This window comes from Hazenella coriacea (genome assembly GCF_004341825.1).
Lineage (GTDB): Bacteria > Bacillota > Bacilli > Thermoactinomycetales > Thermoactinomycetaceae > Hazenella > Hazenella coriacea.
Genome location: NZ_SMAG01000005.1, coordinates 38472 through 63012, shown reverse-complemented (window position 1 = coordinate 63012; position 24541 = coordinate 38472). Strand labels below are relative to the sequence as shown.

At 39.1% G+C, this 24541-nt stretch carries 24 protein-coding genes; 9 read left to right on the top strand and 15 right to left on the bottom strand.

Annotated features, from left to right (window positions below; all coding sequences use genetic code 11):
- The first annotated feature begins 13 nt into the window (after positions 1 to 13).
- A complete protein-coding gene (locus tag EDD58_RS10015; protein ID WP_131925174.1) occupies positions 14 to 628 on the top strand; it encodes a DUF2306 domain-containing protein in 615 nt (204 codons plus the stop codon).
- Positions 629 to 933: 305 nt separating this feature from the next.
- Here the strand turns inward: EDD58_RS10015 and hutI are convergent, their stop codons facing one another.
- From hutI to EDD58_RS09990, 5 genes are all read right to left on the bottom strand, one after another.
- On the bottom strand, positions 934 to 2163 hold the full coding sequence (gene hutI, locus EDD58_RS10010; protein WP_243648714.1) for an imidazolonepropionase: 1230 nt from the start codon (positions 2161 to 2163) through the stop codon (positions 934 to 936).
- Positions 2164 to 2264: 101 nt separating this feature from the next.
- Complete coding sequence (hutU, locus tag EDD58_RS10005) at positions 2265 to 3929, bottom strand: urocanate hydratase (RefSeq protein ID WP_131925170.1); 1665 nt, start codon at positions 3927 to 3929, stop codon at positions 2265 to 2267.
- Positions 3926 to 4933, bottom strand: a complete 1008-nt coding sequence (locus EDD58_RS10000) for an agmatinase family protein (RefSeq protein ID WP_131925168.1) — start codon at positions 4931 to 4933, stop codon at positions 3926 to 3928. The genes hutU and EDD58_RS10000 overlap by 4 nt, the downstream gene beginning before the upstream one ends.
- Positions 4934 to 4948: 15 nt before the next feature.
- Positions 4949 to 6511: a histidine ammonia-lyase gene (hutH, locus tag EDD58_RS09995; RefSeq protein WP_131925166.1), complete on the bottom strand. Its 1563-nt coding sequence runs from the start codon at positions 6509 to 6511 to the stop codon at positions 4949 to 4951.
- A 256-nt stretch (positions 6512 to 6767) separates the two neighbouring features.
- Positions 6768 to 7601, bottom strand: coding sequence for an SDR family NAD(P)-dependent oxidoreductase (locus tag EDD58_RS09990; RefSeq protein ID WP_131925393.1), 834 nt, complete (start codon positions 7599 to 7601; stop codon positions 6768 to 6770).
- A 113-nt stretch (positions 7602 to 7714) separates the two neighbouring features.
- Here EDD58_RS09990 and EDD58_RS09985 point away from each other — a divergent pair, with 113 nt between their 5' ends.
- On the top strand, positions 7715 to 8683 hold the full coding sequence (locus EDD58_RS09985; RefSeq protein ID WP_131925164.1) for a helix-turn-helix transcriptional regulator: 969 nt from the start codon (positions 7715 to 7717) through the stop codon (positions 8681 to 8683).
- A gap of 25 nt (positions 8684 to 8708) precedes the next feature.
- On the opposite strand, the gene EDD58_RS09980 is transcribed toward EDD58_RS09985, so the two are convergent.
- Positions 8709 to 9572, bottom strand: a complete 864-nt coding sequence (locus EDD58_RS09980; protein ID WP_131925162.1) for an alpha/beta fold hydrolase — start codon at positions 9570 to 9572, stop codon at positions 8709 to 8711.
- 340 nt (positions 9573 to 9912) lie between these two features.
- On the opposite strand from EDD58_RS09980, the gene EDD58_RS09975 reads away from it, so the two are divergent.
- Positions 9913 to 10344 carry an SRPBCC family protein gene (locus EDD58_RS09975; RefSeq protein WP_131925160.1) on the top strand — a complete coding sequence of 144 codons (432 nt, stop codon included), beginning with the start codon at positions 9913 to 9915 and terminating at the stop codon, positions 10342 to 10344.
- 235 nt (positions 10345 to 10579) lie between these two features.
- Here the strand turns inward: EDD58_RS09975 and EDD58_RS14885 are convergent, their stop codons facing one another.
- From EDD58_RS14885 to EDD58_RS09950, 5 genes are all read right to left on the bottom strand, one after another.
- On the bottom strand, positions 10580 to 10726 hold the full coding sequence (locus EDD58_RS14885; RefSeq protein WP_165875925.1) for a hypothetical protein: 147 nt from the start codon (positions 10724 to 10726) through the stop codon (positions 10580 to 10582).
- Positions 10727 to 10954: 228 nt separating this feature from the next.
- On the bottom strand, positions 10955 to 11725 hold the full coding sequence (locus EDD58_RS09970; RefSeq protein ID WP_131925158.1) for an arylamine N-acetyltransferase family protein: 771 nt from the start codon (positions 11723 to 11725) through the stop codon (positions 10955 to 10957).
- A gap of 52 nt (positions 11726 to 11777) precedes the next feature.
- Positions 11778 to 12731 (bottom strand): ADP-ribosylglycohydrolase family protein, encoded by a 954-nt coding sequence (locus tag EDD58_RS09965; RefSeq protein WP_131925155.1) that lies wholly within the window; start codon positions 12729 to 12731, stop codon positions 11778 to 11780.
- Positions 12732 to 12933: 202 nt separating this feature from the next.
- Positions 12934 to 14457, bottom strand: coding sequence for a class I adenylate-forming enzyme family protein (locus EDD58_RS09960; protein WP_131925152.1), 1524 nt, complete (start codon positions 14455 to 14457; stop codon positions 12934 to 12936).
- Positions 14458 to 15071: 614 nt separating this feature from the next.
- Entirely contained in the window at positions 15072 to 15878 is an 807-nt protein-coding gene (locus tag EDD58_RS09950) for an effector binding domain-containing protein (protein ID WP_165875924.1), read from the bottom strand.
- Positions 15879 to 16096: 218 nt separating this feature from the next.
- On the opposite strand from EDD58_RS09950, the gene EDD58_RS09945 reads away from it, so the two are divergent.
- Positions 16097 to 16459 carry a hypothetical protein gene (locus tag EDD58_RS09945; protein WP_165875923.1) on the top strand — a complete coding sequence of 121 codons (363 nt, stop codon included), beginning with the start codon at positions 16097 to 16099 and terminating at the stop codon, positions 16457 to 16459.
- Positions 16460 to 16543: 84 nt separating this feature from the next.
- Here EDD58_RS09945 and EDD58_RS09940 read toward each other — a convergent pair whose 3' ends face one another.
- Entirely contained in the window at positions 16544 to 17521 is a 978-nt protein-coding gene (locus EDD58_RS09940; protein ID WP_131925390.1) for a S66 family peptidase, read from the bottom strand.
- Between the two features lie 104 nt (positions 17522 to 17625).
- Here EDD58_RS09940 and EDD58_RS09935 point away from each other — a divergent pair, with 104 nt between their 5' ends.
- The 4 genes from EDD58_RS09935 (at position 17626) to EDD58_RS09920 (ending at position 20779) form a co-directional block, all read left to right on the top strand.
- On the top strand, positions 17626 to 18501 hold the full coding sequence (locus tag EDD58_RS09935; protein ID WP_131925143.1) for a DMT family transporter: 876 nt from the start codon (positions 17626 to 17628) through the stop codon (positions 18499 to 18501).
- A gap of 91 nt (positions 18502 to 18592) precedes the next feature.
- Positions 18593 to 18853, top strand: coding sequence for a ribbon-helix-helix domain-containing protein (locus EDD58_RS09930; protein ID WP_131925140.1), 261 nt, complete (start codon positions 18593 to 18595; stop codon positions 18851 to 18853).
- A 328-nt stretch (positions 18854 to 19181) separates the two neighbouring features.
- A complete protein-coding gene (locus tag EDD58_RS09925; protein ID WP_131925137.1) occupies positions 19182 to 20327 on the top strand; it encodes a nucleotide disphospho-sugar-binding domain-containing protein in 1146 nt (381 codons plus the stop codon).
- Between the two features lie 53 nt (positions 20328 to 20380).
- The gene (locus EDD58_RS09920) at positions 20381 to 20779 is read left to right on the top strand and encodes an aminoglycoside 6-adenylyltransferase (RefSeq protein ID WP_131925134.1); all 399 of its coding nucleotides are present in this window, start codon (positions 20381 to 20383) and stop codon (positions 20777 to 20779) included.
- Positions 20780 to 20846: 67 nt separating this feature from the next.
- Here EDD58_RS09920 and EDD58_RS09915 read toward each other — a convergent pair whose 3' ends face one another.
- Complete coding sequence (locus EDD58_RS09915; RefSeq protein WP_131925131.1) at positions 20847 to 21389, bottom strand: histidine phosphatase family protein; 543 nt, start codon at positions 21387 to 21389, stop codon at positions 20847 to 20849.
- Between the two features lie 134 nt (positions 21390 to 21523).
- Between EDD58_RS09915 and EDD58_RS09910 the strand changes: the two genes are divergently transcribed.
- On the top strand, positions 21524 to 22894 hold the full coding sequence (locus EDD58_RS09910) for a UDP-N-acetylmuramoyl-tripeptide--D-alanyl-D-alanine ligase (RefSeq protein ID WP_131925128.1): 1371 nt from the start codon (positions 21524 to 21526) through the stop codon (positions 22892 to 22894).
- Between the two features lie 207 nt (positions 22895 to 23101).
- Here EDD58_RS09910 and rfbD read toward each other — a convergent pair whose 3' ends face one another.
- Both rfbD and EDD58_RS09900 read right to left on the bottom strand, forming a co-directional pair.
- Positions 23102 to 23953 carry a dTDP-4-dehydrorhamnose reductase gene (gene rfbD / locus EDD58_RS09905; RefSeq protein WP_131925125.1) on the bottom strand — a complete coding sequence of 284 codons (852 nt, stop codon included), beginning with the start codon at positions 23951 to 23953 and terminating at the stop codon, positions 23102 to 23104.
- A 262-nt stretch (positions 23954 to 24215) separates the two neighbouring features.
- Entirely contained in the window at positions 24216 to 24536 is a 321-nt protein-coding gene (locus EDD58_RS09900) for a c-type cytochrome (RefSeq protein WP_131925122.1), read from the bottom strand.
- Positions 24537 to 24541: the final 5 nt, after the last annotated feature.

Sequence of the window (24541 nt, the reverse complement as noted above, 5' to 3'; positions counted from 1 at the left end):
AGGAATAAACCTAATGAAAAAAACCATTGGAATAATTATTTTAATCCTCCCAATCATGTGGATATTCCATACATTTTCAAAGAATTTTATGGTTGATCCTACTTTCGAAACATTTATTTCTAGAAAAGATCTGATTCTAACAGATAAATCCCTATGGATTTTAATGATCCGAATTCATATTTTGCTGGCTATTATTTCGCTTCTCACTGGCCCATTAGGAGTTATTAAAAGAATACGAGTGAAATCTATCAAGTTCCACCGTTGGAATGGCAGAGTGTATGTCTTGTCTATCATTTTAAATTTCATTCCCGGAGTCTACATCTCTTTCTTTGCAACTGGGGGATGGCCAAGCACAATAGGGTTTCTTATTTTAAATACATTATGGCTTGGAACAACTATCCTTGGTTATTGGTATATCAAGAGACAAAAAGTAACCTTACATAGTCAATGGATCGTTCGAAGTTTCTTTCTTTCCTTTGCGAATATGACTATTTATATAATCGTAGCCATTGCCCATAACGCTATGAATTTTTCCTATGGAAATGCCTACACGATAGCTGTCTGGTTATGCTGGATTCTTAATCTACTTATAGCAGAATTCATCATTAGAAAAAAAACATTCTCTTGAACACTCCCACCAGCTAAGCCGATTACTAAGAGGTGGGGGATTCTCGGTTCTAAAACTGCCTAGGTTTTTTAAATGTCCTTTACAAAGGGTACACTTTACAATTTTGTCTCCATCGGATTGGGTTTTTTACTTTATTTTCTTTCAGCTTTTTCTGCTTCGAAACATTGGCAGAATGGGTAAAAAAGGGAGAACCATAAAACAAAAAGAACGGGGAGCAGAGGATTCTCCGTTCTTTTTGTGCAATATAATATTAGAGGTTTTCTACACAGATTTATCTGGAAGAGTAATAAGAACGAATTTCGATATTAGTTTAGTATTCTTCCTTCCAATACCACCACTTCTCCTTTTTTCACCACTGTATTTACATGATTAATTCCAAAATGGTACGGAAGATAAGCAAGATTCTTAGCATTATAAATGACTAGGTCCGCCTGTTTCCCTACCTCTAAACTACCAATTCGGTCTGCCCGTCCAATCGCATGAGCTGCATTGATCGTCATTGCCGTGATTACTTCTTCAGGTGTCATCCCCAGATTGAGACAACCCAATGTCATCACTAACTGCAATGATTCCGTTGGAGAGCTTCCAGGGTTATAATCGGTGGATAAAGCTACAGGAACCCCCAGATCGATCATCGTTCTCGCTCTCGCATGCTTCTGAAGGCGTAAATTAAATGAGGTCGCTGGTAAACAAATCGCTACAACACCAGCCTCCTTCATGGCTTCAAACCCTTCATCAGTAGCAACGAGCAAATGCTCTGCGGAAATACACCCTAATTCTCCTGCGAGTTGAGCTCCACCTAAGGGTTCAATTTCATCTGCATGAATTTTCAATCCAAAACCTATCTCTTTGGCGGCTGTTAAAATGCGGCGGCTCTCTTCAACAGAAAAAACACCTTTTTCACAAAACACATCGCAAAATTCAGCCAATCCTTGACGTTTCACTTCGGGTAACATTTCATGAATCACTAAGTCCACATATTCACCTGAGCGTCCTTGATACTCAGTAGGGATTGCATGAGCCCCTAAAAAAGTGGATACCAACTCTACGGGATGATTTTGGTCTAATTGTTGAGCGACTCGTAACTGTTTTAACTCATCTTCAGTGGATAATCCGTAACCACTTTTTGCCTCAACGGTTGTCGCTCCAAAAAGCAACATGAGATCTAAACTTTTTTTTGCTTGATCGTAAAGCTCTGCTTCAGATGCTTCACGAGTGGCACGAACTGTACTTAAAATTCCGCCCCCTTCTTCCAAAATCTCTAGATAAGAGACACCTTTTAATTTTAAAGATAATTCGTGTTCTCGAGATCCTCCATGGACTAAATGTGTATGGGGGTCTACTAAACCGGGAGTTACTAGTTGTCCTTGGGCATCCAACTCTTTAATAATGGTCATCTTTGCTACTTGGGTACGTACCTCTTCCTCTGTACCGATCGCAATGATGCTTCCTTGTTGAACGGCGATGGCTCCCTTTTCAATGATCCCTACCTCAGACATTTCACACCCTGTCCGAGGATTTGGAGACCCCTGCATGGTGACTAGTGAACCGATGTTATAAACCAGTAGATCGACTGTACTATTTTTCAAAACAGTACCCTCCTATTTCATAATTAACAAACTCATTGGTCTCAAGCTTAAATACCAAGCATCGGCACACGAACTCCACGCTCTTTAGCGGTTTGAATGGCTGAATCATATCCAGCGTCAGCATGACGAATGATTCCCATCCCAGGGTCTGTGTTTAGCACACGAGATAACCTTTCATCTGCCTCTTTCGATCCATCCGCAACAACAACCATACCCGCGTGGAGGGAATAACCCATGCCTACCCCACCACCGTGATGAACAGATACCCAGCTAGCACCCGAAGCCGTATTGACCAAAGCATTCAAAATCGCCCAGTCCCCCACAACATCACTACCATCCTTCATCGCTTCTGTCTCACGGTTAGGTGAAGCAACTGAACCACAATCAAGATGATCTCGTCCAATCACGATCGGAGCAGATAATTCTCCCTTACGAACCATCTCATTCATGGCCAATCCCATTTTCACTCGTTCTCCATATCCCAACCAGCAGATTCGTGAAGGCAAACCTTGAAAAGCAACTTTCTCTTGAGCCATTGTAATCCAACGGCGTAAATGTTCGTTTTCAGGAAAAAGCTTTAGGACTAATTCATCCGTCTTATGGATATCTTCAGGATCCCCAGAAAGAGCCACCCAACGGAATGGTCCTTTTCCTTCACAGAAGAGTGGACGAATATAAGCAGGTACAAATCCAGGGAATTTAAAAGCTTCTTTGACTCCCTCATCAAAAGCGACTTGGCGAATATTATTACCATAATCAAAAACCACGGAACCCATCTTCTGAAGATCTAACATGGCTTGTACATGTGTAGCCATAGACTGCTTTGATAGTTGGATATATTTTGTTGGATCTTGGGTACGCAACTCTGCTGCAGCCTCTACAGAATATCTAATAGGAACATAGCCATTTAACGGATCATGTGCAGAAGTTTGATCAGTGACAAAGTCAGGAACGATTCCTCTCTTCACAAACTCAGGAAAAATTTCAGCCGCATTTCCAACTAGACCAATCGACAAGGGCTTTCCTTCTGCTTTCGCCTCATTGGCTAGTTTCAAAGCCTCATCTAAATGATCCACCATCACATCACAATAGCGGGTATCGATTCGACGTTGAATCCGAGAAGCATCCACATCAACACCAATCACTACTCCTTCATTCATCGTGACAGCCAGTGGCTGAGCTCCTCCCATTCCTCCAAGTCCTGCGGTGAGCGTAAGGGTTCCTTTTAAAGATCCATTTGCATGTTGGCGAGCTGCTTCAGCAAAAGTTTCAAAAGTTCCTTGTAAGATCCCTTGTGTGCCAATATAAATCCAACTACCTGCTGTCATCTGTCCATACATCATCAAACCCTTTTGGTCTAACTCATGGAAGGTTTCCCAATTGGCATAAGCAGGAACGAGGACTGAATTAGAGATTAAGACCCTAGGTGATTGCGAGTGTGTTCGAAAAATCCCTACTGGCTTTCCTGACTGAATTAATAAGGTTTCATCATCTTCTAAATGCTTTAAACAATCGACAATTTGATCAAAGCTCTCCCAATTACGAGCCGCCTTCCCAATTCCTCCATAGACAACCAGATCTTCAGGGCGTTCCGCTACTTCTGGGTCCAGATTGTTCATCAACATGCGGAGAACTGCTTCTTGTTGCCATCCTTTGGTGTTTAAGTTTTCACCTCGTGGTGCACGAATGACACGTTTGGTTGATTCAGTCATTTTTCATCTCTCCCATTATCCTTTTCGTTGGAACAAGCTTTTCTATTCATATATCCTGTTAGGAAAGTTAGAAGCACATGTAATGTCATACGAACTGTCGCTCTACGATAATCTTGCATAGGATCTACACAAACAACATCAAAACCTAAAACCTTTGGATTTTGCCCAAGGAGATAAACCGCATCTAATAACTGCCACGAAGTCATTCCGCCTGCTACCATCGCAGGAACTCCAGGTGCATAAGCTTGATCAAGAACATCCATATCGACAGTCACATAAATGGCTTCTGTGCCATTTCCTGCAATCTTCATCGACTCATCAACGAGCGTTTCGATCCCTTCTCGAGCAACTTGTCTTGCCGTAAATGCAGTAATACCTTTCGATTGTGCATATTCCCGATAATGTTTGGAGTTGGCGAAACTATGCAACCCAATCTGTGCAATATGACACCCCTCCACCGTTCCAGACTCGATCAGCCCTCGAATCGGAGTCCCGTTGGTCGGTCCCCCGTCCTCCAAATTGCGCACATCCATATGAGAATCAAGCTGAACAATTCCTACTTTGCCTTTATATCTTTTCTTAAATGCTTTCACAGAAGGACAAGTAACTGAATGATCCCCACCTACGAGAATCGGAAAAAGCTTGGGTAACGCTTTATAAACGTTATTAAGCCCTTGTTCGATATGAGTGTGACACCGAAGCAAATCTGTCATATGCATCTGAATATCACCTAGGTCATAGGCTTTTAACTCTTGTAGATCAACATCATGGTCAATATTATAAGTCGTCACATTGGCAAACAATTCCCGTAGTACATTAGGTGTAGTAGAAGCACCTGAAATACTGATCGAGGTTTTTGACAAAGGAAGCCCAATCAAGCCAACCTCTAGATCCTCTTCACCATTCCAAGGCCTTAACCACTGTGATACCTTTGTTTCATATCGATCTCGCCAATGGGATTGACGGATGATTTCCGGTGGGTTGAGTAGATCAATTTTTCGCATCGAATCCCTCTTTTCTTAAAAAAGTGGACCTGAAACAGCTTCAACAGCTTGAAGCCAATTACCCTTTATCAGTTCAACAGATACCTTCTCAATCTCTTGACTCAATGAACGATCTTCCCACACGGGAGGAACAATCGTTCTTAATTGGTCATACAACACATGTGTCGCTGGAGATAACCGATCGTTCCCTACAAAATCAGCTGCTTCAGCCGCACAGATCAATTCTATCGCTAATACCTTAGCAACATTTTCAACCACCTGATCTGCATGTCGAGCAGCAGTCGTTCCCATCGATACATGATCCTCTTGATTTGCTGAAGATGGAATCGAATCGACACTAGCTGGATGAGCCAAAACCTTATTTTCAGAAACAAGGGAAGCACTTGTATATTGTAAAATCATCATCCCTGAAGCAATTCCTGGTTGATGACTCAGAAAAGCAGGTAACCCTCCAGATAATGCGGGATTTACCAATCTTTCTGTACGTCGTTCCGAGATATTGGCCAACTCACTCATGCCGATCTTTAAAAAGTCCATCGCAAATGCAATCGGTTGTCCATGAAAATTCCCACCAGAGATCACCATTTCTTCATCGACAAATAACAATGGATTATCAGTTGCAGAATTAATCTCAATCGAAATTTTATCACGAACATAGGTTAATACTTGACGAGTCGCCCCATGCACTTGCGGTAAACAACGAAGGGAATAAGCATCTTGGACACGAATTTCGCCCTGTTTGGTAGTTAACTGACTATCTGTTAACAACTGACGAAGATTAGCTGCAACTCTGATCTGTTCCGGATATGGACGAACCTGATGAACCTCGTCTATAAAAGCTTCAGGAATCCCACGTAGACATTCTAATGTTAGAGCAGCAATAATATCTGCCATTCGACTTAGTCTTTCCGCTTTCATTAACGCTAAAGTTCCGATCGAGGTCATTGCCTGAGTTCCATTGATTAACGCAAGCCCTTCCTTAGCTTGTAATGTAATCGGGCTTAACCCAGCCTGTACCAAAGCTTCCATCCCAGACATCCGTTTCCCTTGAAAGAAGGCTTCTCCCTCCCCCATCAAGACCAATGCTAAATGTGACAAAGGAGCTAAGTCACCACTCGCACCTAGCGAGCCTTGACTTGGAATGACAGGATGTACCCCACGATTGATACACTCAACTAAAAGCTGTAATGTTTCCAAACGAATTCCTGAATGTCCTTTGGCCAAAGCATTTGCTCTTAACAACATCAAAGAACGAACCGTAGGCTCAGGAAGTGGACTCCCCACAGCACACGCATGACTACGAATGAGGTTCATCTGAAGTGCTTCTACATCTTCAGATGAGATATGAACATCACTAAACTTGCCAAATCCTGTGGTCACACCATAGACGACTTGATCTGTAGCTACCAAATCCTCAACCATCTGGCGACACTTAATGACTCGCTTGATGGCTTCCTCACCCAAACTTACACTCTCATTTTGAAAAGCGACAGTTGCTACCTCCTCAGGTGTCACCCCCTTTCCATCCAAAATAATTGGAATCGCTTTCAATGAATTGGCCATTCGTTCTTCAATCATTCAATCCACTCCTTTCTCTACGTTAACAAACTAAAGGGGCTGTGCGGAAGTTCTTAGCTTCCACACAGCCCCTTTTTACAAGAGGAGATCATTATGCGATTTGTTGTAAGCGCTTTCCTGAATCTCATCGCATTCACTCACTTTGTTTTCCTATTATCTATGGATACGTATTCTTAATTATTTTCACACAATATATGATTCTTTGTCAAGGTAATAGCTAGATTGTGTGAAGCTATTACATCAGATAGATCAAACCCTATAATGTAAACGGTGGAACGAATCTCCCATCGAGATCAGTAAACTGATATTCTTTAGCCAAATCGCCGACTTTTAGCACCTGTCCACTCTTCTCGATTACATGGGGATCACAAGCTAATGCTTTTATTCCACGTCCAATATAGTAAGGAGTTTCAGTTCTGGCTAATTCTTCAGAGTCCTGCCAATGTTCTTCATCTGCTTGATGGTGTTTTAACACGAGCTCGGTTCGCATAAAACCAGGTGATACCGCGAGAACAGCAATATTGTCATGTTTTAATTCTATTGACAATCCGTAAGCCATACGAACTAACGAATTCTTAGCCAAGTCATAATAAAAATGTCCAGTGTATTTGTCTTCGTCCCAAAAAGTAGTATGAATGATCAAAGCTTGTTTATTCTCACGAAGCAATGGAATAGCGAAATGGTTCGTTACCAATTGGGCACGAACACCAGCAGTAAACATCGTATCCCAATGTTTCAATGGCAATTCCCAAAAAGGTTTGGCTTCGATTCCTAAATCATGTGCGCCCCATACATTATTGACAAGAATATCTAATTTTCCTTGATCTTTTCGGATTCGGTTGATTACCTCTTCTGTTTCAGAATCATTTGTATGGTCGCAACGAACTGCTACACCAACTCCTCCCGATGCTTCTATTTGTGAAACTGTTTCATCTATGGTTCCAGGCCAATCATTCGTAGAGTTTCCTTTGGTGCTACGTCCAGTGACATAAACAATCGCTCCAGCTTTCCCCAATTCGACAGCAATACCACGCCCAGCTCCCCTACTTGCTCCTGTTACAAGAGCCACCTTTCCATTTAACGGTTTCACATATACCATTCCCTTCATATGGATGATACCTTCATCATAAAGGATCATTCTTGACAACCTTTGTCATATTTAATTAAATAGTTAAGATCAAACAAATGAAAAGGTGGATTGCTATGAGAGGGGATCGACTGATATCTATTCTTTTATTACTACAATCATACGGCCAAATGACAGCTAAAGAATTAGCAGAGAGATTAGAAGTTTCCGAGCGAACCATTTATAGAGACATGGAAGCCTTAAGTCAAACAGGGATTCCTGTTATTGCCGAGCGTGGTAAAAACGGTGGATGGTCATTATTAGAGGGATACCGGACAAATTTAACAGGTTTAAAAGAACCTGAAATACGTACCTTATTTGTTTCTCCTTCTGTACAATTACTTGATGATCTGGGATTAGCCCAAACTTCAAAAGAAGCAAGAACTAAACTAATTGCATCACTTCCTTCAATTTATCGTGAAAATGCTAAAGAGGTGTGGAGTCGTATTCATATTGACACGAGTACATGGCGAAAGCGAAAAGAAAAAATGGTAACTTTTGATATCCTTAAAAACACCATATGGCAAGAAAACAAATTGAAAATTGAATACCAACGTGCAGATGGAAAAACGAATAAACGTGTTGTAGAGCCATTGGGACTGGTAGCTAAGGGAAGTCGCTGGTACTTGGTTGCCTCTCAAGATAATGGTGCAATCCGTAATTACAGGATCTCACGGATTAAATCTGTCGAACCTATGAGTGAAACATTTGAAAGACCTAAAGACTTTAACCTTGATCAATATTGGACGTCTTCAACAAAAGCATTCATAGAGAGCCTGCCTAACTATGAGGTATGGGTAGAAGCTTCTCCCTCAATCTTACCTAGGTTAAAATTCACCGACCGGTTTATCCAAGATGTAGAGATTGAAAATAAAAACCAAGAAGGATGGATCTCTGTTAAACTTTCTTTTGATACAGAAGACGAGGCAAAGGGATACATTTTAGGGTTTGCTGACCAAATGAAAGTTATTCAACCAAGAGAACTACACGATAAGATCCTTGAGATGGCCGAGGCTACTGTGAGATTTTATAGACATATAACATGATGTTCAAATCCTTCTTCAAACATTTTTATATAGGGCGACAGATGTCTTTATAAATCCATTTGGTTAAATAAGCATCAAATAAATCGGGTTCTTCAAACATTGGATTGTGCCCACTATGTTCGAAAATCACTTTGTTTACATTGGTAAACTTCTGTTCAATCGAATCCCACAATGAGCAAGGACCCACCAAATAATCATATTTTCCTAAACCAAGGAACACTGGTCTATCAACCTTACTTAACGACTGGATCATATTTAATTGTCCAAAAACTTCTCCCCACAAGTAATCAATGACTTTCATACTTGTGTACACTCCATCCCACATATAAGATGCATCGAATGTATAATCATAAAAACTGTGTGCCCCCATACGGATACACATGTGGGCAAACCGTCTTTCGGGCTCTCTTGCGATATCGCTTGCTAGTAATGCAATCTCTCTCTCAAACTTCTGTTTTCTTTCTGGACTTGCATATTTATTAAAATAGGCAATGCTTTGTTCTTGTCTCCCTTGACTATTTGTCGGTGCGGCGTTCAACAAAATTATTTTTCGAACATATTTTGGGTATTTGATGGCATACTCCAAGGCAAGAAAAGCATTTCCTGAATGTCCCATTATAACAAAGTCGTCTAAATGAAGTGCTTTTCTTATGACCTCAATATCCTCTAAAATTCGATCCAATGTATAATCCTCTGGCTTTAACTCTCGAGGCGGCTTTACATGACCTCTATGGTCAATAAAAATAAGTTTCAAATCTTTTCTTATCTCTTTGGAAAATAATTGAGGATAATAAACTTTACTACCAACTACAAGTACAGGAACCCCTTCCCCTTCTATTTGATATACGAATCGAAAACCATCAATTTCAATGATGCCATTATTATTCATTACAAAGATTCTCCTTATCAATTCCTTGCTACAATCTTTAATACATCAAATTATATATAATTAAAACACATAAAAGATCAACTAATAAAATACACCCATGTTCATAGGAGCATAGATTGAACTACTATTAACTTTATGAACACCTCCTACATACAGTTAAAGCAATCTAATTAATTTTGAATCAAGCCCTATTCCGAAGATGTAGTCTTTATCGTTTTTATCATCTCAAAACAAACGATCAGAATGATGAACAGGATAAAAGGGAATAATCAAGCAAGAAAAAGCATTTGACATAAAGACATAACATAAATGATATATAGAAACACTTGGGGGAACAGTTATGAAAATTGAAGGAGCTTTACCGAAAATCTGTAAAACGGTTATCCTCAATGCTCCGATTGAAAAAGTATGGAAAGCCATTGCATCCTCAGAAGGGATTGCTTCATGGTGGATGCCAAATACTTTTGAACCTATTCTGGGACGTAATTTCGTTCTTTATACAGGCCAATTTGGTGATTCACCTTGTAAAGTAACAGAAATCATTCCTCTAAACCGGATCCGTTTTGACTGGGGTAAAGACTGGCATCTTACTTTCGAAGTAAAAAAGTTAGAAGATGGAAAAACAGAGTTTACACTAATTCATTCTGGCTGGGATGCAGAAAAAGTCACCGAGTTTGGACAGCCTCACTCGGTGATTCATAACATTATGAATGGCGGATGGGAAAAAATTATCAAAGAAAAGCTACCAGCTGAATTTAGCTTACAGAACTAAGATAATGGCATTTCATTATTGAATAAAAAGATTTTATTTCGATTCATTCTCTATCAAGTTTTTCGTTGGAATTACTCCAATTACCTGTATACTAATAAACTTCCCAGTATCAATTAGATACTGAGTCCCTCTTGGTGTATGCCAGAGGGATTTGTTTAGTACTGAAAAATAACTGGTTCAATGGGGTAAAATTAATTCTACTTTGCCCTTTGTGTAGCCACGTAATGGTACCCCCCTACGATTTCGGTATTGTCACTTGTTGTTGCAGGTTCGTAATCCAAGTCAATTCATGTTCATAGCCCCAATAAGCTTTCGAGCGAAAAGAAAGATCGCCGAGAAGATTAGCTTCAGTTGGCTTAGCTCGACGGATCTGTATATTCAAAGTTTTTTCATCATGATTCTCCTTTGTTATACTTTGGAAACGAATTTACCTAGTTGAAGTAGATACTGATCCTTCACATTTATAGTTTATTTTTCACACCACTATTGTAAGAGCAAAATTCCCATCAGAATTACCGAAGATCAAACAGAAACGAATGACCGTCCTCATTCAAGAATGGTCATTCGTTTCTTTCACTTGGATCACTAACTTCCGGCCTATATTCCTCATCTATCTGGGATATTTAATTTGGAAGTAGTCATATAAATGTTGTTGCCACTCTTCTTCAGAATGAATTGGATATTTCTTTTTCTCTCCATGGACGGTGATTGTTAGATATTCCTCTGACAGAGAGACTCTACCATTCTCTGTTAAGCGACTACATACCCTACTTTGTGTAAAGATGGAATTGAGATCCGATTGGAGCTGGGTGCACATCTCATCGAACTCTTCTAGGTTACGGGGCGTTGTATCAAACTTTATAAAATCTCTCCATTGTCCCTCTTCTTGTTTTTGCAAGATGAATAAATTTTGGTTGGATCTGTCTTGATCCATTCGATAATCTCCACTTTGATCAGAGTATATATGTCCATTGACAAATGGAATAGGATGGATAAACCCGCCTCCAACTCCTACATCAAATAAATAAGGTCGATCTAGATGAACGGCTAATGCTAGATGAGAACATTCAGGGTCCCAGCTACTTTTTTCTGAATTCCAGAAACCACCTGAAATCAAATCTACCTGATAACCCAATTCATGCAATACCTGATAGAGCAAGCTATTTACTTCATAGCACAGTCCACCACGGCCCTCTTCAACCACTTTAACAAATACCTGTTCAGGTGACATGGATAAGGGGCGTTGAAGAAGAATATCCAAATTTTCAAATGGGACATATAGTAGATGGTGTTTGTGAATTTTTTGAAGCAACTCCAAAGAGTTTTGATGATCATCACTTTGGTTTATGTGAATCCGATGTAAATACTGATTGATGTCCATATGTACCACCTTTACTAGGATCTCAGATCAATTGTCCACGATTAATCTGGCCTTAATCATAAACTCTCTCTAATAATTGCACCAATAATCGTTCAGCCTGCTCTCTACTTCTTAATACATCTAACCATCTACCTGGGATCATTTGTATACCATCCCGAACCCCTGCCAATCCACCTGCAATCGCTGCATTAGTATCTGTATCATGTCCATAAGTAATCGCAGCCTTAACCACTTGTTCATAGTTAGATTGTTGAATGGTAATCCGTGCACAATTAAGACTACTCACTACATATCCTTGTCCATCTGTGGTCGGTTCATCATCTGGCCGAATCACTTGCTCCAACTCAATCCGATGTTTACCTGTCTCTCCATAAATGTTACGTAATGTTTTGACGGCCAGTTTATATCCTTCTTGATATTCCCATCCCTCCAATAGATTCCTTACCCATAAACAATATAAAGCACAACAGACTTGATTACATACATGACCATGTGTCACAACTGAAGAGAGATGAGCATCCATCACGAGAGAAGTATCTGAACCTTGATGCCACAAAGCTAAAGGAAGCACTCTCATTAAAGCGCCATTCCCTTTTCCATCCGGATAAACGAATCCAGCTTCTAGTGCAGGGACTCCCTTTTGATAAGCTCGAATTGCTTGAACCGTCTGATTCCCTACATCAAATACAATCCCATTTACAGCCCATAAACCATTTTGATACCATTCACAAATTCTTTTAGCAAAATCATCGGGATCCATTTTCCCACAACTGAGCAAAGAATCTAAGAGACATAAGGCCTGTGCCCCATCATCTGACCAAGTACCAATAGGGACACCTTCATAAGCATAAACAAATCCTTCTGGAGGCTTCATCTCAATTTGAGAGAGAGGTGGAATGATCTCTGCACTAGAAAATTCATAAGGAACACCCAAAGCATCCCCTACCAACAACCCCCAAAATCCTCCTCGGACACGATCTTCTTTAGAAAGAGAGGTATTGTTCATTTTTTACTCCTTTATTGTTTGTGTTACAAACTTGTTTATATTTATCAATTTCAAAGAGACTTATTATTAAACATCATATAATTAATATTTAAGAAAAGAAATAACCCTACTACAGATATCGTAATAGGGTTATAATATCGCTAAAGTAGACGTACTATTGCGACTAATCGAGTTTGCTTTTCACTTCAATCATTGACTAATTTTAAATACTAGCTTCATTCAAGGCAGCTAATTCTTGGTGTGCTTGTTCTTTTAGTTTAAACTTCACAACTTTACCCATCCCATTTTTCGGAAGCTCATCAATAAAATGAACTTGTTGAAGTTTATAGGAAGAGATTTTACTATGTACATACTCCAAAATCTCTTCTTCTGTGATCGATTGATCCTGCTTTAAGACCACATAAGCACGCGGAATTTCTACCCAGATTGGATCTTTCACTCCGATCACCGCTACTTCTAGAACTTGATCCAACTCTTGAACGACAGCTTCTACTTGTGCAGGATACACTTTTTCACCCCCACAAGCAATCATATCCTTAATCCGATCTAAAATATGTAAAAAGCCATGTTCATCCAAATAGCCAACATCTCTTGTAAAGAACCAACCATCTTTAAGCACTTTGTCTGTTTCTTCGATATTGTTCCAATAGCCTTGGAAAATATGTTTACCTCGAGTCACAATTTCACCTGGTTCCCCCGTCGGTAAAACTTCTCCTGTATCAGGATGACGAATCTCCACATCAACGAGATAAGAAGGTTTGCCCAACGAATGGGAATGTTCCATACCCAAGTGATCCCACCAATGAGTCAGATAGCAACTTGTTTCAGTTAACGCATATACTTGATGGATTGAGTAACCAAAATCAGCATACTCTTGAATAGCCTTAGCCGGAAACTGTGCTCCCCCACAATAGATATTACGAAGACTTTCAATGATATGTTCGCGACCTTTAAGCGTTTGGAGCATAATCTTTAACATCGTGGGAACTGCCATCATAACATTGATTCTTTTGTTATCAATAAAATTCCATATATCCACAGGATGAAAGGTAGGTAAAAGAATCATCGTCATTCCACGCATAATACTTAATAAACTAAACATAACTCCACTAATATGAAACAAAGGTGTAGGGAGCAAAAAACGATCATATTGTCGAACATCTAACTCAACCGCAAAGTTTTGACAAACAAAGGTTAAGTTTTCATGAGCAATGACGACTCCTTTAGGTTTACCTGTAGTACCTGACGTATAAATCATGATCACTGGGTCCTCTTCAGAGGTCTTAGTTTCCAGAGGTTGCTCCGAAAAAGTATGTAAAAATGACTGTACTGTACGCGCAGCACTGAAACGAATCAAATGTTGCAAGAAAGTTTGTAGTTCATTAGTGACTAAACATTCAAATAAATCTTCATAAAATAAAACCTTAGCTTCACAGTTTTGAACAATCCAAGAAAGCTCATTGGCTGCTAACCGTGAATTTAGCGGAACCATAATCGCTCCAATCTTGGCACAAGCAAACATAACAAGTAACATTGTAGAATGATTTCTACTTAATACTGCGACTCGATCTCCATGTTGAACACCGAGATCTTTTAGATAATGAGCCAATTGATTGGTAAAAAGATCATACTCGGCATATGTAATCTGATGGTGATCATCCTCAATCGCTAACATCTCTGGATGGATCCGCGCCCGATGTGTCAAACAATCAGCAATCGTAGTCATAAATACAGCCCCTTATTAAATTATCTAAAAAATTGTATTTATGGTAATATTAATATAAACAGAGTGAGATTTCAATCTAGTTTTAGATTAAATTCAAAATTATTTTTTTGCAATACCCAATTATGAAAAAATTTCTACGTTTTCTTAAACTCTATTGCTGGTGACTCAAAAAACAATACGATTCCATACGCTTATTGTTAATTGATCCTTCTAATTCTCTTTTTTTAAAAGATAAAAACCCGTTCAGAGAAAAACGGGTTAGGAATCATTTCGTAATACCCAAATATATTTTCGTTGATTTCAATATTGGGAAATCTTCAAGATCCTTTCTAAATTCATATTTTCTCTCCCCAGTTATTCTTTAATGGGTATGTAGATCTTCATTTTTATTTCATTTGGATAAGTTGAGTTTAGGGCATCGGTAACTTCAAAATCGGGTCCATCTTTTCTTTCATAATTTCATCATCGGCAAAGCCATTTGAGTGCATATAAAAAGACGGCTTTCCTTGTGCCGTCTCCATAAAATGTCTTAGTATAGAAATGTCGGGGTACCTATTTAACTTACCTTCTCTTAATCTCCACTTAAGATCAATTTCCACCTACTACTATTAATTTTAGCGAATCGGAATATACAGATCAACTTCCGATTGTTCATGGAAAGGTCCCAAGAATCTTTCATCATAAACTTCCAGATCAATCCCTCTAACCGGTTCTAACTGATTTTGTGGGAGCCAAAATTCAAAGACCTTCTCAAATGTTTTGCTAATTTGATCCACTGAACCCACATGAGTAAATACAGCATATTTTTGAGTAGGTATTTGCTTACTAATCATTCCTGGAGGTAGATCATCTGCAGGTGCTTCAAACCCTGCTACATAAGCGAACTCGTCATCCCCTAAAAAATGGCAGACTCCATAAGAAACTTGGGGATTGACTCGATTCTTGATCTCGTCTTCATGTGGAATAAATCGATCCCAAAGCTCTCCAATCGTCCCTTCACTTGTAATACTACTATACTCCATCCCTACAACCGTAAACTCTTCTAATGTAACAATACGAGGTTTCATATACATCCCTCCAACTAATGTAATGTGATTCATCATTTCTAACACTTGATCCAATTGATTTTGTAGCCTGTTGATTTCCTGCTGAATCCTTTCCGCATGTCCTTCTAGATGTACTTTAATGACTCTAGGATTTTTCATCGATCCACTTTGTTCTAATTCTCGAATCTGTTCTAATCCCATTCCTAATGAACGTAAAAATAGAATATTTCGCAATACACTGATCTGATTGGATTGATAATAACGATAGAGATTGTCTCCTATTTTACTTGGTGAGAAAAGACCAATGGTCTCATAATGACGTAAGGTTTTAGTTGAGATGTTAAAAATCCGGGCCATTTGCCCAATTGTTAGCATGCGTCTGCCCTCCTTTCTCACATTTTTATGATAAAAGATTGCCCCAAGGTAAAAGTCAATGAAAAAATACATTCTTTTATAGAGATAAAGGGAATAGTTACAATTCATATCATTTACAATTCCCACACAAAATTCCTTCTCCAATTTGCCATCACCATTCTCCATCAAAAATAGATAAGATGAAAACTGTCTTCCTATTACAGCATGAGGTGAACAACATGAGCAATTGGGCAAACTGGGAAATGGAACAACGAATCCGCGAAGCTTTAGAAAAGGCGGAGATTCGTCGGGAACAACGAACATTAATGTCTTCATTTCAAATCATGATCTCGATCTGTAAAGAAGATCCTGACTTCTTAGAAATGACTGGTAAAGAGATCGGTGGCGAAGGGATTCACCATACTCATTCACTCGCTGTTTACCTATCTCGAGAGTTAACCAAACGAATTAATGATGGGCGGATCGACGATATTGAGCTCTTCCATCTTTCAGAAAAACACATGGATGAACTGGAGTTTATTGACCATGAGGGAAATGAAATCGAAGCTGTTCATTCACACTTATTTCGCTTGAAAGGATAAAAGCCATCAAAAAAACAACTGCGAGTCATGCAGTTGTTTTTTTGATGGCATAATCTCATCAGTTGATTGAGCGGTCAGCTCATCTTAATGGTTTAGAATTTCAAACTGGACACCTTCTTGACTTGCTACCACCTTAGCTCGCCCGCCAACTGGTAATGTACATCGAGAGTTGGTATGCCCAAAATCTATATTGCCTACAACAGGCAGATGAGCCAATTCTTTTTTAGTAGCAATGATCTGCTTTAATCGTTCATCACTGACTTGAGATTGTTTTTGGAAGCGTCCGATTAAAACCGCTTTTACTCCTGAAAAACTAGGTAAATGGAGTACTGATTGTAAATCACGGTCAAAAACTTGGTAATTCACCGAATAATCATCTTCTATGAATAATATAGAATCTTTTAAGTCCGGCATATACTCGGTCCCATGCAAAAGATTCAGTGTACAGAGATTCCCGCCAATCAAAGTGCCCTCTGCTTCCCCTTCATGCAAGGTTAACCAACCTTCATGGGGATAAAAAGTTCGATTCTCCTGATCGAGATACCAAGGATCATCACTCCATACCTGTGGAGGAGCAATCTGAAATGGTGGCTCTTCCATCACACATTTGCTGAAATATTCGATCGTATATTCAATATCTTTAAGCATACCAAATGAAGAAAAATGCGGTCCTGAGTAAGAAACCATTCCTGTTTTTGCATAAATCGCATTACTTAAAGCTGTAATATCTGAATAACCACACAGAACTTTAGGATTTTGTGCAATTAATGAATAATCAAGATAACGTAATAATTGATTACAGTTATGACCACCTAATGACGTTAGAATGCCTTTCACATTCGGATCACGAAAGGCGTCATGAAGATCTTCCACCCTTGAAGTAATCGATGATGAGGAAAATTCATCGGATTCCATCACATGTTTGCCAAAAGTGACCTGTAATCCTAGCTTTTTCAATCTCTCTACAGCGATCTGTACTTGTTCTTCTGTGAGAACTGACATACTTTTCGAAGGAGCGACGACACGAATCTCATCACTAGGACGAATTTTGTTTGGAAAAATCATAGAATTACCTCCTTGATATCATGTAAAATAATTAAAAGTCCCTTGTAAATAATTAATCCCTATCATAGCAAGATATTTATTGGAAAGAAAGGTAATTTCACATGAGCACAAAAAATCTGATTATTCTATGTTCACTTGCCGCTCTATGGGGGGCTTCGTTCTTTTTTATCCGTGTTTCCGTTCCAACCTTCGGTCCCTTTATGTTGGTGGAATTACGCTTACTTCTAGCTGTAGGAGCTCTTCTATTATTTGCGTGGATGACACGAACGAAACTAGATATTTTCCCCCATTGGAAAAAGTATATCTGGTTAGGGGCAATCAATGCCGCTATTCCTTTCGCTCTCATTTCTTATGCAGAAATAACCATCCCCTCCTCATTAGCGGCTATCTTAAATGCAACCACTCCCATTTTCACTGCCCTGATCGCATGGATCTGGATTAGAGAGCCTCTGACTTGGAAGAAAATTAGTGGCCTCGTAGTTGGATTGATCGGTGTGATCGTTTTAGTTGGCTGGACACCGATCCCCTTACATCTAAAAGTCTTTATCGCAATCATCTGTTCACTTTTAGCCACGATCGGCTATGGTTTTGGAACGATTTATGCCAAGCGCAATTTTGTTTCAAGTCCATTGGAACTCGCTATTGGTCAGTTATTGGGAGCAAGTGTATTTCTTTTGCCATTTTCACTCGCTGATTTACCCTTAACGATCCCATCCCTCCCTGCACTCTTCTCCTTACTAGGGCTCGCCATCGGATCAACAGCGATCGCCTACCTATTTTATTTTCAACTTTTACGAGAGATCGGTCCGACCCAGACACTGTATGTTACTTTTCTAGTTCCCGTTTTTGGTGTAATCTGGGGTGTTTTGTTTTTACAAGAAGAAATGTCATGGGGAGCTGGATTAGGGATGCTCCTGATCTTTGCAAGTATTTTTTTATTAGCAGAAATTCGAATAAGAAAAAAAAGAAATGGATAGCCAGTAGAAAAAACCACATCACCTTGATTTCTATTTTCTTATATATAAAATGTTTATAGACTAAAGTACTCATTAATATCTGGAGGTTACCATGAATCTTTTTGAAAAATTTGTTCGAGAAAATGTTGACCAACCTGCCTCCTTATCCACAGAACATACCATTAAGATCCCTGCCGAATTATCGAAAGCCTTCGAACATGTCTGTCGTAAAAGAAATCAAAGCTTTAACGAAGCGATTCATTCTTTAATTAAAGAAGCCGTGGATCAAGATCAAAAACCGAAAAAAACACCTCAAGAGTCTCCAGACGAACCTGACCCTGTGAAATTTATGGGGGATGATGTTTGGCGCTAACCAAACAGCCTGCTTCAACTTAGCAGGCTGTTTTTTATTTTTAAGTGATTATATATATAAACTAATCAAATTCGAAAGTTTAATCACTGACAAATACGCTTAACCTGAAAAGACCAAAAATGTTCATAAAAATTAAACAAAAGATAATATAAAGTTGGGTAAATTATCTATACTACTCCTATTCATCTTTTAAGGTGTGCTAATAGTCATGGTAGTTACTTTTTAGTGAAACTAGTTCAGTTTTAAGAGTCGGATAAATAATCCAATTCTAAAGGGAGTAAGTCTTCAATAATTGATGATTAAAATATAAAAATGGAGAGGATCAACCATGAAAATATTGTTTTTTATGATGCCTGCTCATGGACATATCAATCCAACCTTACCAGTGGCAAAAGAACTTGTCCGACGAGGGGAGCAAGTTGTTTATTATACAACAGAAGAATTTGAGAAGAAAATCAAGGAGATTGGTGCAGAAGTTCGAGTCATCCATGATAAATTCGGTATACAAATGCATGAAGAAAATACTAATCAATTTTCCACAAACGTCTCCTCACCTGAAGTGTTAATTAAAAATCTCTCTCGTCATATCAAAGAAGCCCCACAACTAATAGAACAGGTGAAATCGGAAGAGGTTGATGGTATTGTATGTGACCCGATGTGTCTCTGGGGTCGTACGATTTCTGAACAACTACACATCCCCAGAGTTCTGTTTTATTCTGGCATTGTCGTTACACCTGATTCACCTATATTCCAATATTTCTCCACATCATTCGATGGAGAGATACCAGAAGTAATTAAAAAGATGTTTATAGTAAAAGAAGAGTTAAATATCGCACCCATTCTACGAGAATTTCAACCAGATTCCAAATACTTGGATGACCAATATGAATTTATCGGTCCTTCCATCATCAAGAGAGAGCAAGAACTAGATTTCCCTATAGAACAAATCAAAGATCAACCAACCATTTTTATTTCATTGGGAAGTGTAATTCATAATCCACATTTCAATCAAATTTGCATCGATGCGTTTGCCAACACGGAATGGAAAGTCGTTATGGTTTCTAAAACGATTCTTGAAAACACCAACATTCCACCTAATTTTCTCATTAATCCCTTTGTTCCCCAACTAGAAGTGCTTCAGCATTCCGATATTTTCATCTCACATGGGGGAGTGAATTCCGTCATGGAATCACTTTGGTTTGGTGTTCCACTTCTATTAGTTCCCCAATCCTCTGATCAGCCTATAGTGGCTGCCCGTGTAGAAGCGTTAAATCTGGGTTTAGTATTGGATTCAAATACGCTTACAGTCGAACAATTAAGAGAAGCCGTGAAAAAAATAAGTTCCAATCTTTCTTTACAAAGAAACGTAAAAGAAATGCAATCTACTTTGCAAAAATGTAAGGGAAACATCCGTGGCGCTGATGTTCTTCAAGATTATTTTAGAAAGAAGAATTCACAGTATTTCTCATCATGAAAAAGGAAAATACCTTCATTCTGCCTCCCGATGAAATGGATCAGTGATGATGTTTGACGATAACAACTGGATTCAAATCATTGAGGTGGAGAAATGAGATACTTTTTGCTCAAGACCATCTAAATCTTCACGTCAGATCTATGCTCATGAAAATGTTAGAATGGCAAGTAGGGATCCAAACCAATTTTTCTGTTAGTACAGGCAAAAGTGGAAAATACTTAGAAAAATATCTTTCCAAACATAGCTGGAATGATCTTCTGTCCACCTATGCTGATGGAAGCTATGAAGGAACTTGGAAAGCACTGTTAGGTATGGCCAAACTTTTTCGTCGTACAGCTCTATATGTTGCAGATCATTTTCTTTATGAATATCCGCATGAAGATGCCCTGTGCGTAACAGAATATTTAAAGCATGTTCAACATTTATCACCAGATGCCACCAAAATCTATTGATTCGTCAAACCAAAACCAGTCAAAACACATATATAAAGTGCTAGACTGGTTTTGGTTTTTTGAAACATTATGGTTGCCACACTCTGTTTACCGTTGTTCTTCCATCTTCAACCATAAGCAAAAAAACATCTGGATTCGTCATCTCTTTCCAATGAATAAAACCATAACTAGAGTCGATGTTCTTTAACAGTAAAGTGAGCAGATTTCCATGAGAAACTAAAATCGTAGTTTGACAAGAATGATCTACTAGTTCCTGAAATACCTCCCCCACTCGACGCATCGCAACTCGACTCGATTCACCTCCAGGTAATGTGAGATCCAAGTTTTCAAAGGAGTCTTTCAAACGCTCATACCAATCTGAACGATCTTCTTCACATAGTTTTCGTTCTACTAAACGTTCATCTAATTCGATGGGAATTTTCTTTTGAGTAGCCATGGAGCGAATGGTTTCGATTGCTCTTACATAGGGGCTAGAAATAATTTTGTCTACCTGAATATCTTGAAAGTATCTTGCCAGCTTTTCAGCTTGTTGCTTTCCTGTAAATTTTAAAGGGGCATCCGCCGCTTGACCTTCCGCTTGAGCATGGCGAATTAAATAAATGTGTTTCATACAATGAAGCACCCCATTCTTCTCTCAATATTTATTGTGTCAATAGCCTCCCCTGCCATTCGCCTAGCACTTATCCACATAGCATACATACGATAATACGATCAAATGTGTAAATATCTGCGAGGTGATCTAGTTTGTTCCCTATTACATTAGGTCAATTAGCTCGCGTTGTGGGGGGGCGTCTCATACGGGGGAATCCCTCATCTCCCGTCCGCTTTGCGATCTATCAACAGGTTCGTCATCTGGGTACAGGAAAAGTTCTTTTTCTGTATACTTCATTTTCTAAGAAATTTAACCTTTCCGAACTAAGGAGCAAAAAAAGTGCCGGGATTATTACTACAGCCCAATGGGCTTCTTCGATCCCCCATCATCACCCACTGATTATTGTTTCCAATGTGAATGAAGCTCTTTGGAGTTTAGCCAGATGGCAACGCCAGAAGTCGAAAGCGCTTGTCATTGGAGTTACAGGGAGCCAAGGAAAAACAACTACCAAAGAGATGCTTGCCTCCATTTTGATGAAAAAATTTATCACCTTTAGAAGTCCTTCCAATCTAAACGTAGCTGCGTATACCCCTTCCCATCTTTTTCATTTAACTGGTAGACATCAAGTGGCCGTTCTCGAAATGGGAATGCGTAGTTTAGGAAACATTCGAAGGCAATGTATCCTGGCTAAACCTAAGATCGGTATTGTTACCAATGTAGGTGAAGCTCATGTCGGAAACTTGGGTAACACCTTGGACAACGTGGCTCGGGCTAAACAAGAGCTGATCAATGGTTTGGACCCCAAAGGAATATTAATCCTTAACGCAGATGATCCAGGTAGCAAAAAATTGTCTCTTAAAAACTTTCGTGGTAAAGTAATTCGAATTGGGATTAAGAACCGTGCAGACTTACAAGCTACTGCGATCCGTTTTCAACTGAATGGGATGCACTTTAAAGTAAATGGAGTTCCTTATTATATCAAAACTTGGGGGCAACACAACGTATACAATGCTTTGGCTTCCATCGCAGTTGCTCGCCAGATTGGTGTACCTACTCAATCCATCCAACAAGGGTTATTACATTATTCAAGCCCTTATATGAGACTACAAAGAGTACAAGGAAAAAATAAGCGTCTTCTTATTAATGATGCCTATAATGCAAATCCATCTTCGATGATTGCAGGATTAAAAGTACTCAATTATATTTCACAAAAACGCCCTAGTGTAGCAGTTCTTGGTGATATCGGCGAGCTAGGAAAATATAGTGCAAATGGGCATGCACGAGTAGGTCGCTATGTTGCTCAAACAAAACCCACCTACTTAATCACCATTGGTTCTCAAGCTGCGATCATCGCTAGAACTGCCCAAGCTCATGGATATCCAGCTAACCGAATTCGCACTTTCACCAAACAAGCACAGGCACTTCACTATATTCACTCCACCATTCCATCTGGTTCCATTGTCTACTTTAAAGCTTCACGAAAAGTTGGTCTGGAATGGCTAGTAAAGCAGTTAAGAAAATAGACCACTTCCTTCATCCACAGTTGGAGCCGATTTCGTATGAAATGACATTGTGCTAGTAGAACCTACCCATAGAAATAATGAGGAGGCAATCTTATTTATTCCTCTCTGTCCTTTGGCCTCCTCTCGGTATGGGAGCTCTACCTAGTACGAATTCATAGAAGACGAAAATCGGTCTCCCGATTCGTTATTTCTACATCAGTATAGTGATTAAATGCTCCTGATCGACTTTAAAAAATCCTGTACTCCTTCTTTCCAATGTGGCAACTCAGGAAGACCTAACTCCTCTCTACGTGGAGAAAGTAACACTGAATAACGAGGACGAACTGCCTTTTGTCTAAGAACCTTCGCTTTGATCGGTTGGATCGGATAATTGAGATTTGCCATCTCACAAATTCGTTTAGCAAACTGATACCTTGTGCAACTCCCCCGATTCGTTATATGAAAAATCCCTACCGCATCAGTTTGTAATAAACGATCAATCTGTTGAATCAAATGTCTGGTATAGGTAGGACTACCCACACGATCATTAGAAATCGATAAAGCCTCCCTTTGTTTAATTTTTCTTAAAATAGTTCGGACAAAATTATCTCCATGAATACCAAATAGCCACGAGGTACGAATGATTAAATGTCGCGAACAAAGCTGACTTACCCAAGTTTCACCTAATATTTTCGACCTACCATATTGGTTAATCGGATTGGGTAAATCCTCTTCTGTATATCCCACTTCTTTCTGTCCATCAAATACATAATGAGTACTTATATAGACCATTCGAATCTGCCTCTGTTGACAGTGTGTAGCCAGCAGACGACTCCCTTTGCCGTTTACTCGAAATGCAATCTTCGCATTCTCCTCACTTTGATCCACATCTGTAAAAGCAGCACAATGAATTAAAACATCAGGCTGTTCACGATCCAATATTTCAATCGCTTGGTGTGCTTGTGTCACATCCCAATCTTCCTTTGGAAAACCAATCACCTGATACCCATCTTTTTTTGAAAAATACAAAACCATTTCTCTTCCTAATTGTCCAGTTGCACCTGTTACAACAATCTTCAAGAATTAACCCCTTCTTTCAACTACATATTGAATATTATAAACTTTCCGGTTACCCCATCACATTTTTTATTTCCTCTTACATTAATATTTGTAAAATTATGTACCGATTGATTGAAGACACTTTAATTTCATGCTACGATTGGTTCACGTAACCATACAACAGTTTACATTCTCTGTCAAACAGAAGTGACAAAGGTTCTCTTACATTCTAAAAAAACATCACCCGAAATCGGTGATGTTTTTTTAGAACTATTAAGGAAATCTATTTCTGTTTGGATAGCCATTCTGCTAACTTTTCTTGCTCTTCGGGATCAACATAGGCTTGAGATGGCATTTTCCCTTTGCCTTTTTGAATGATCTGGAGAATTTCATCTTTGCTATATTTTGATCCCGTTTGCTTTAAAGAAGGACCATAACTCCCCTCTAAATTACCACCATGACAATTAGCACAATGGTTTAAGTAGAGAGACTCGGGGTCAAATACTTGTGGCAATTTCTGCTCAGAGCTATCCTGTGGAGAACAAGCACTCATCCCACCTACAACCAAACATCCACCGAGAATGATTACCATCCATTTATTCATTCAAA

Coding starts and splice junctions, on each gene's coding strand:
- EDD58_RS10015 (WP_131925174.1), top strand. CDS start 14: ATGAAAAAAACCATTGGAATAATTATTTTAATCCTCCCAATCATGTGG.
- EDD58_RS09975 (WP_131925160.1), top strand. CDS start 9,913: ATGAAAATTGAAGGAGCTTTACCGAAAATCTGTAAAACGGTTATCCTC.
- EDD58_RS09980 (WP_131925162.1), bottom strand. CDS start 9,572: ATGAATAATAATGGCATCATTGAAATTGATGGTTTTCGATTCGTATAT.
- hutU (WP_131925170.1), bottom strand. CDS start 3,929: ATGACTGAATCAACCAAACGTGTCATTCGTGCACCACGAGGTGAAAAC.
- EDD58_RS10000 (WP_131925168.1), bottom strand. CDS start 4,933: ATGCGAAAAATTGATCTACTCAACCCACCGGAAATCATCCGTCAATCC.
- EDD58_RS09965 (WP_131925155.1), bottom strand. CDS start 12,731: ATGAACAATACCTCTCTTTCTAAAGAAGATCGTGTCCGAGGAGGATTT.
- EDD58_RS09985 (WP_131925164.1), top strand. CDS start 7,715: ATGAGAGGGGATCGACTGATATCTATTCTTTTATTACTACAATCATAC.
- EDD58_RS09950 (WP_165875924.1), bottom strand. CDS start 15,878: ATGCTAACAATTGGGCAAATGGCCCGGATTTTTAACATCTCAACTAAA.
- hutH (WP_131925166.1), bottom strand. CDS start 6,511: ATGATTGAAGAACGAATGGCCAATTCATTGAAAGCGATTCCAATTATT.
- EDD58_RS09945 (WP_165875923.1), top strand. CDS start 16,097: ATGAGCAATTGGGCAAACTGGGAAATGGAACAACGAATCCGCGAAGCT.
- hutI (WP_243648714.1), bottom strand. CDS start 2,163: ATGCAGGGGTCTCCAAATCCTCGGACAGGGTGTGAAATGTCTGAGGTA.
- EDD58_RS09930 (WP_131925140.1), top strand. CDS start 18,593: ATGAATCTTTTTGAAAAATTTGTTCGAGAAAATGTTGACCAACCTGCC.
- EDD58_RS09970 (WP_131925158.1), bottom strand. CDS start 11,725: ATGGACATCAATCAGTATTTACATCGGATTCACATAAACCAAAGTGAT.
- EDD58_RS09925 (WP_131925137.1), top strand. CDS start 19,182: ATGAAAATATTGTTTTTTATGATGCCTGCTCATGGACATATCAATCCA.
- EDD58_RS09960 (WP_131925152.1), bottom strand. CDS start 14,457: ATGACTACGATTGCTGATTGTTTGACACATCGGGCGCGGATCCATCCA.
- EDD58_RS09915 (WP_131925131.1), bottom strand. CDS start 21,389: ATGAAACACATTTATTTAATTCGCCATGCTCAAGCGGAAGGTCAAGCG.
- EDD58_RS09935 (WP_131925143.1), top strand. CDS start 17,626: ATGAGCACAAAAAATCTGATTATTCTATGTTCACTTGCCGCTCTATGG.
- EDD58_RS09900 (WP_131925122.1), bottom strand. CDS start 24,536: ATGAATAAATGGATGGTAATCATTCTCGGTGGATGTTTGGTTGTAGGT.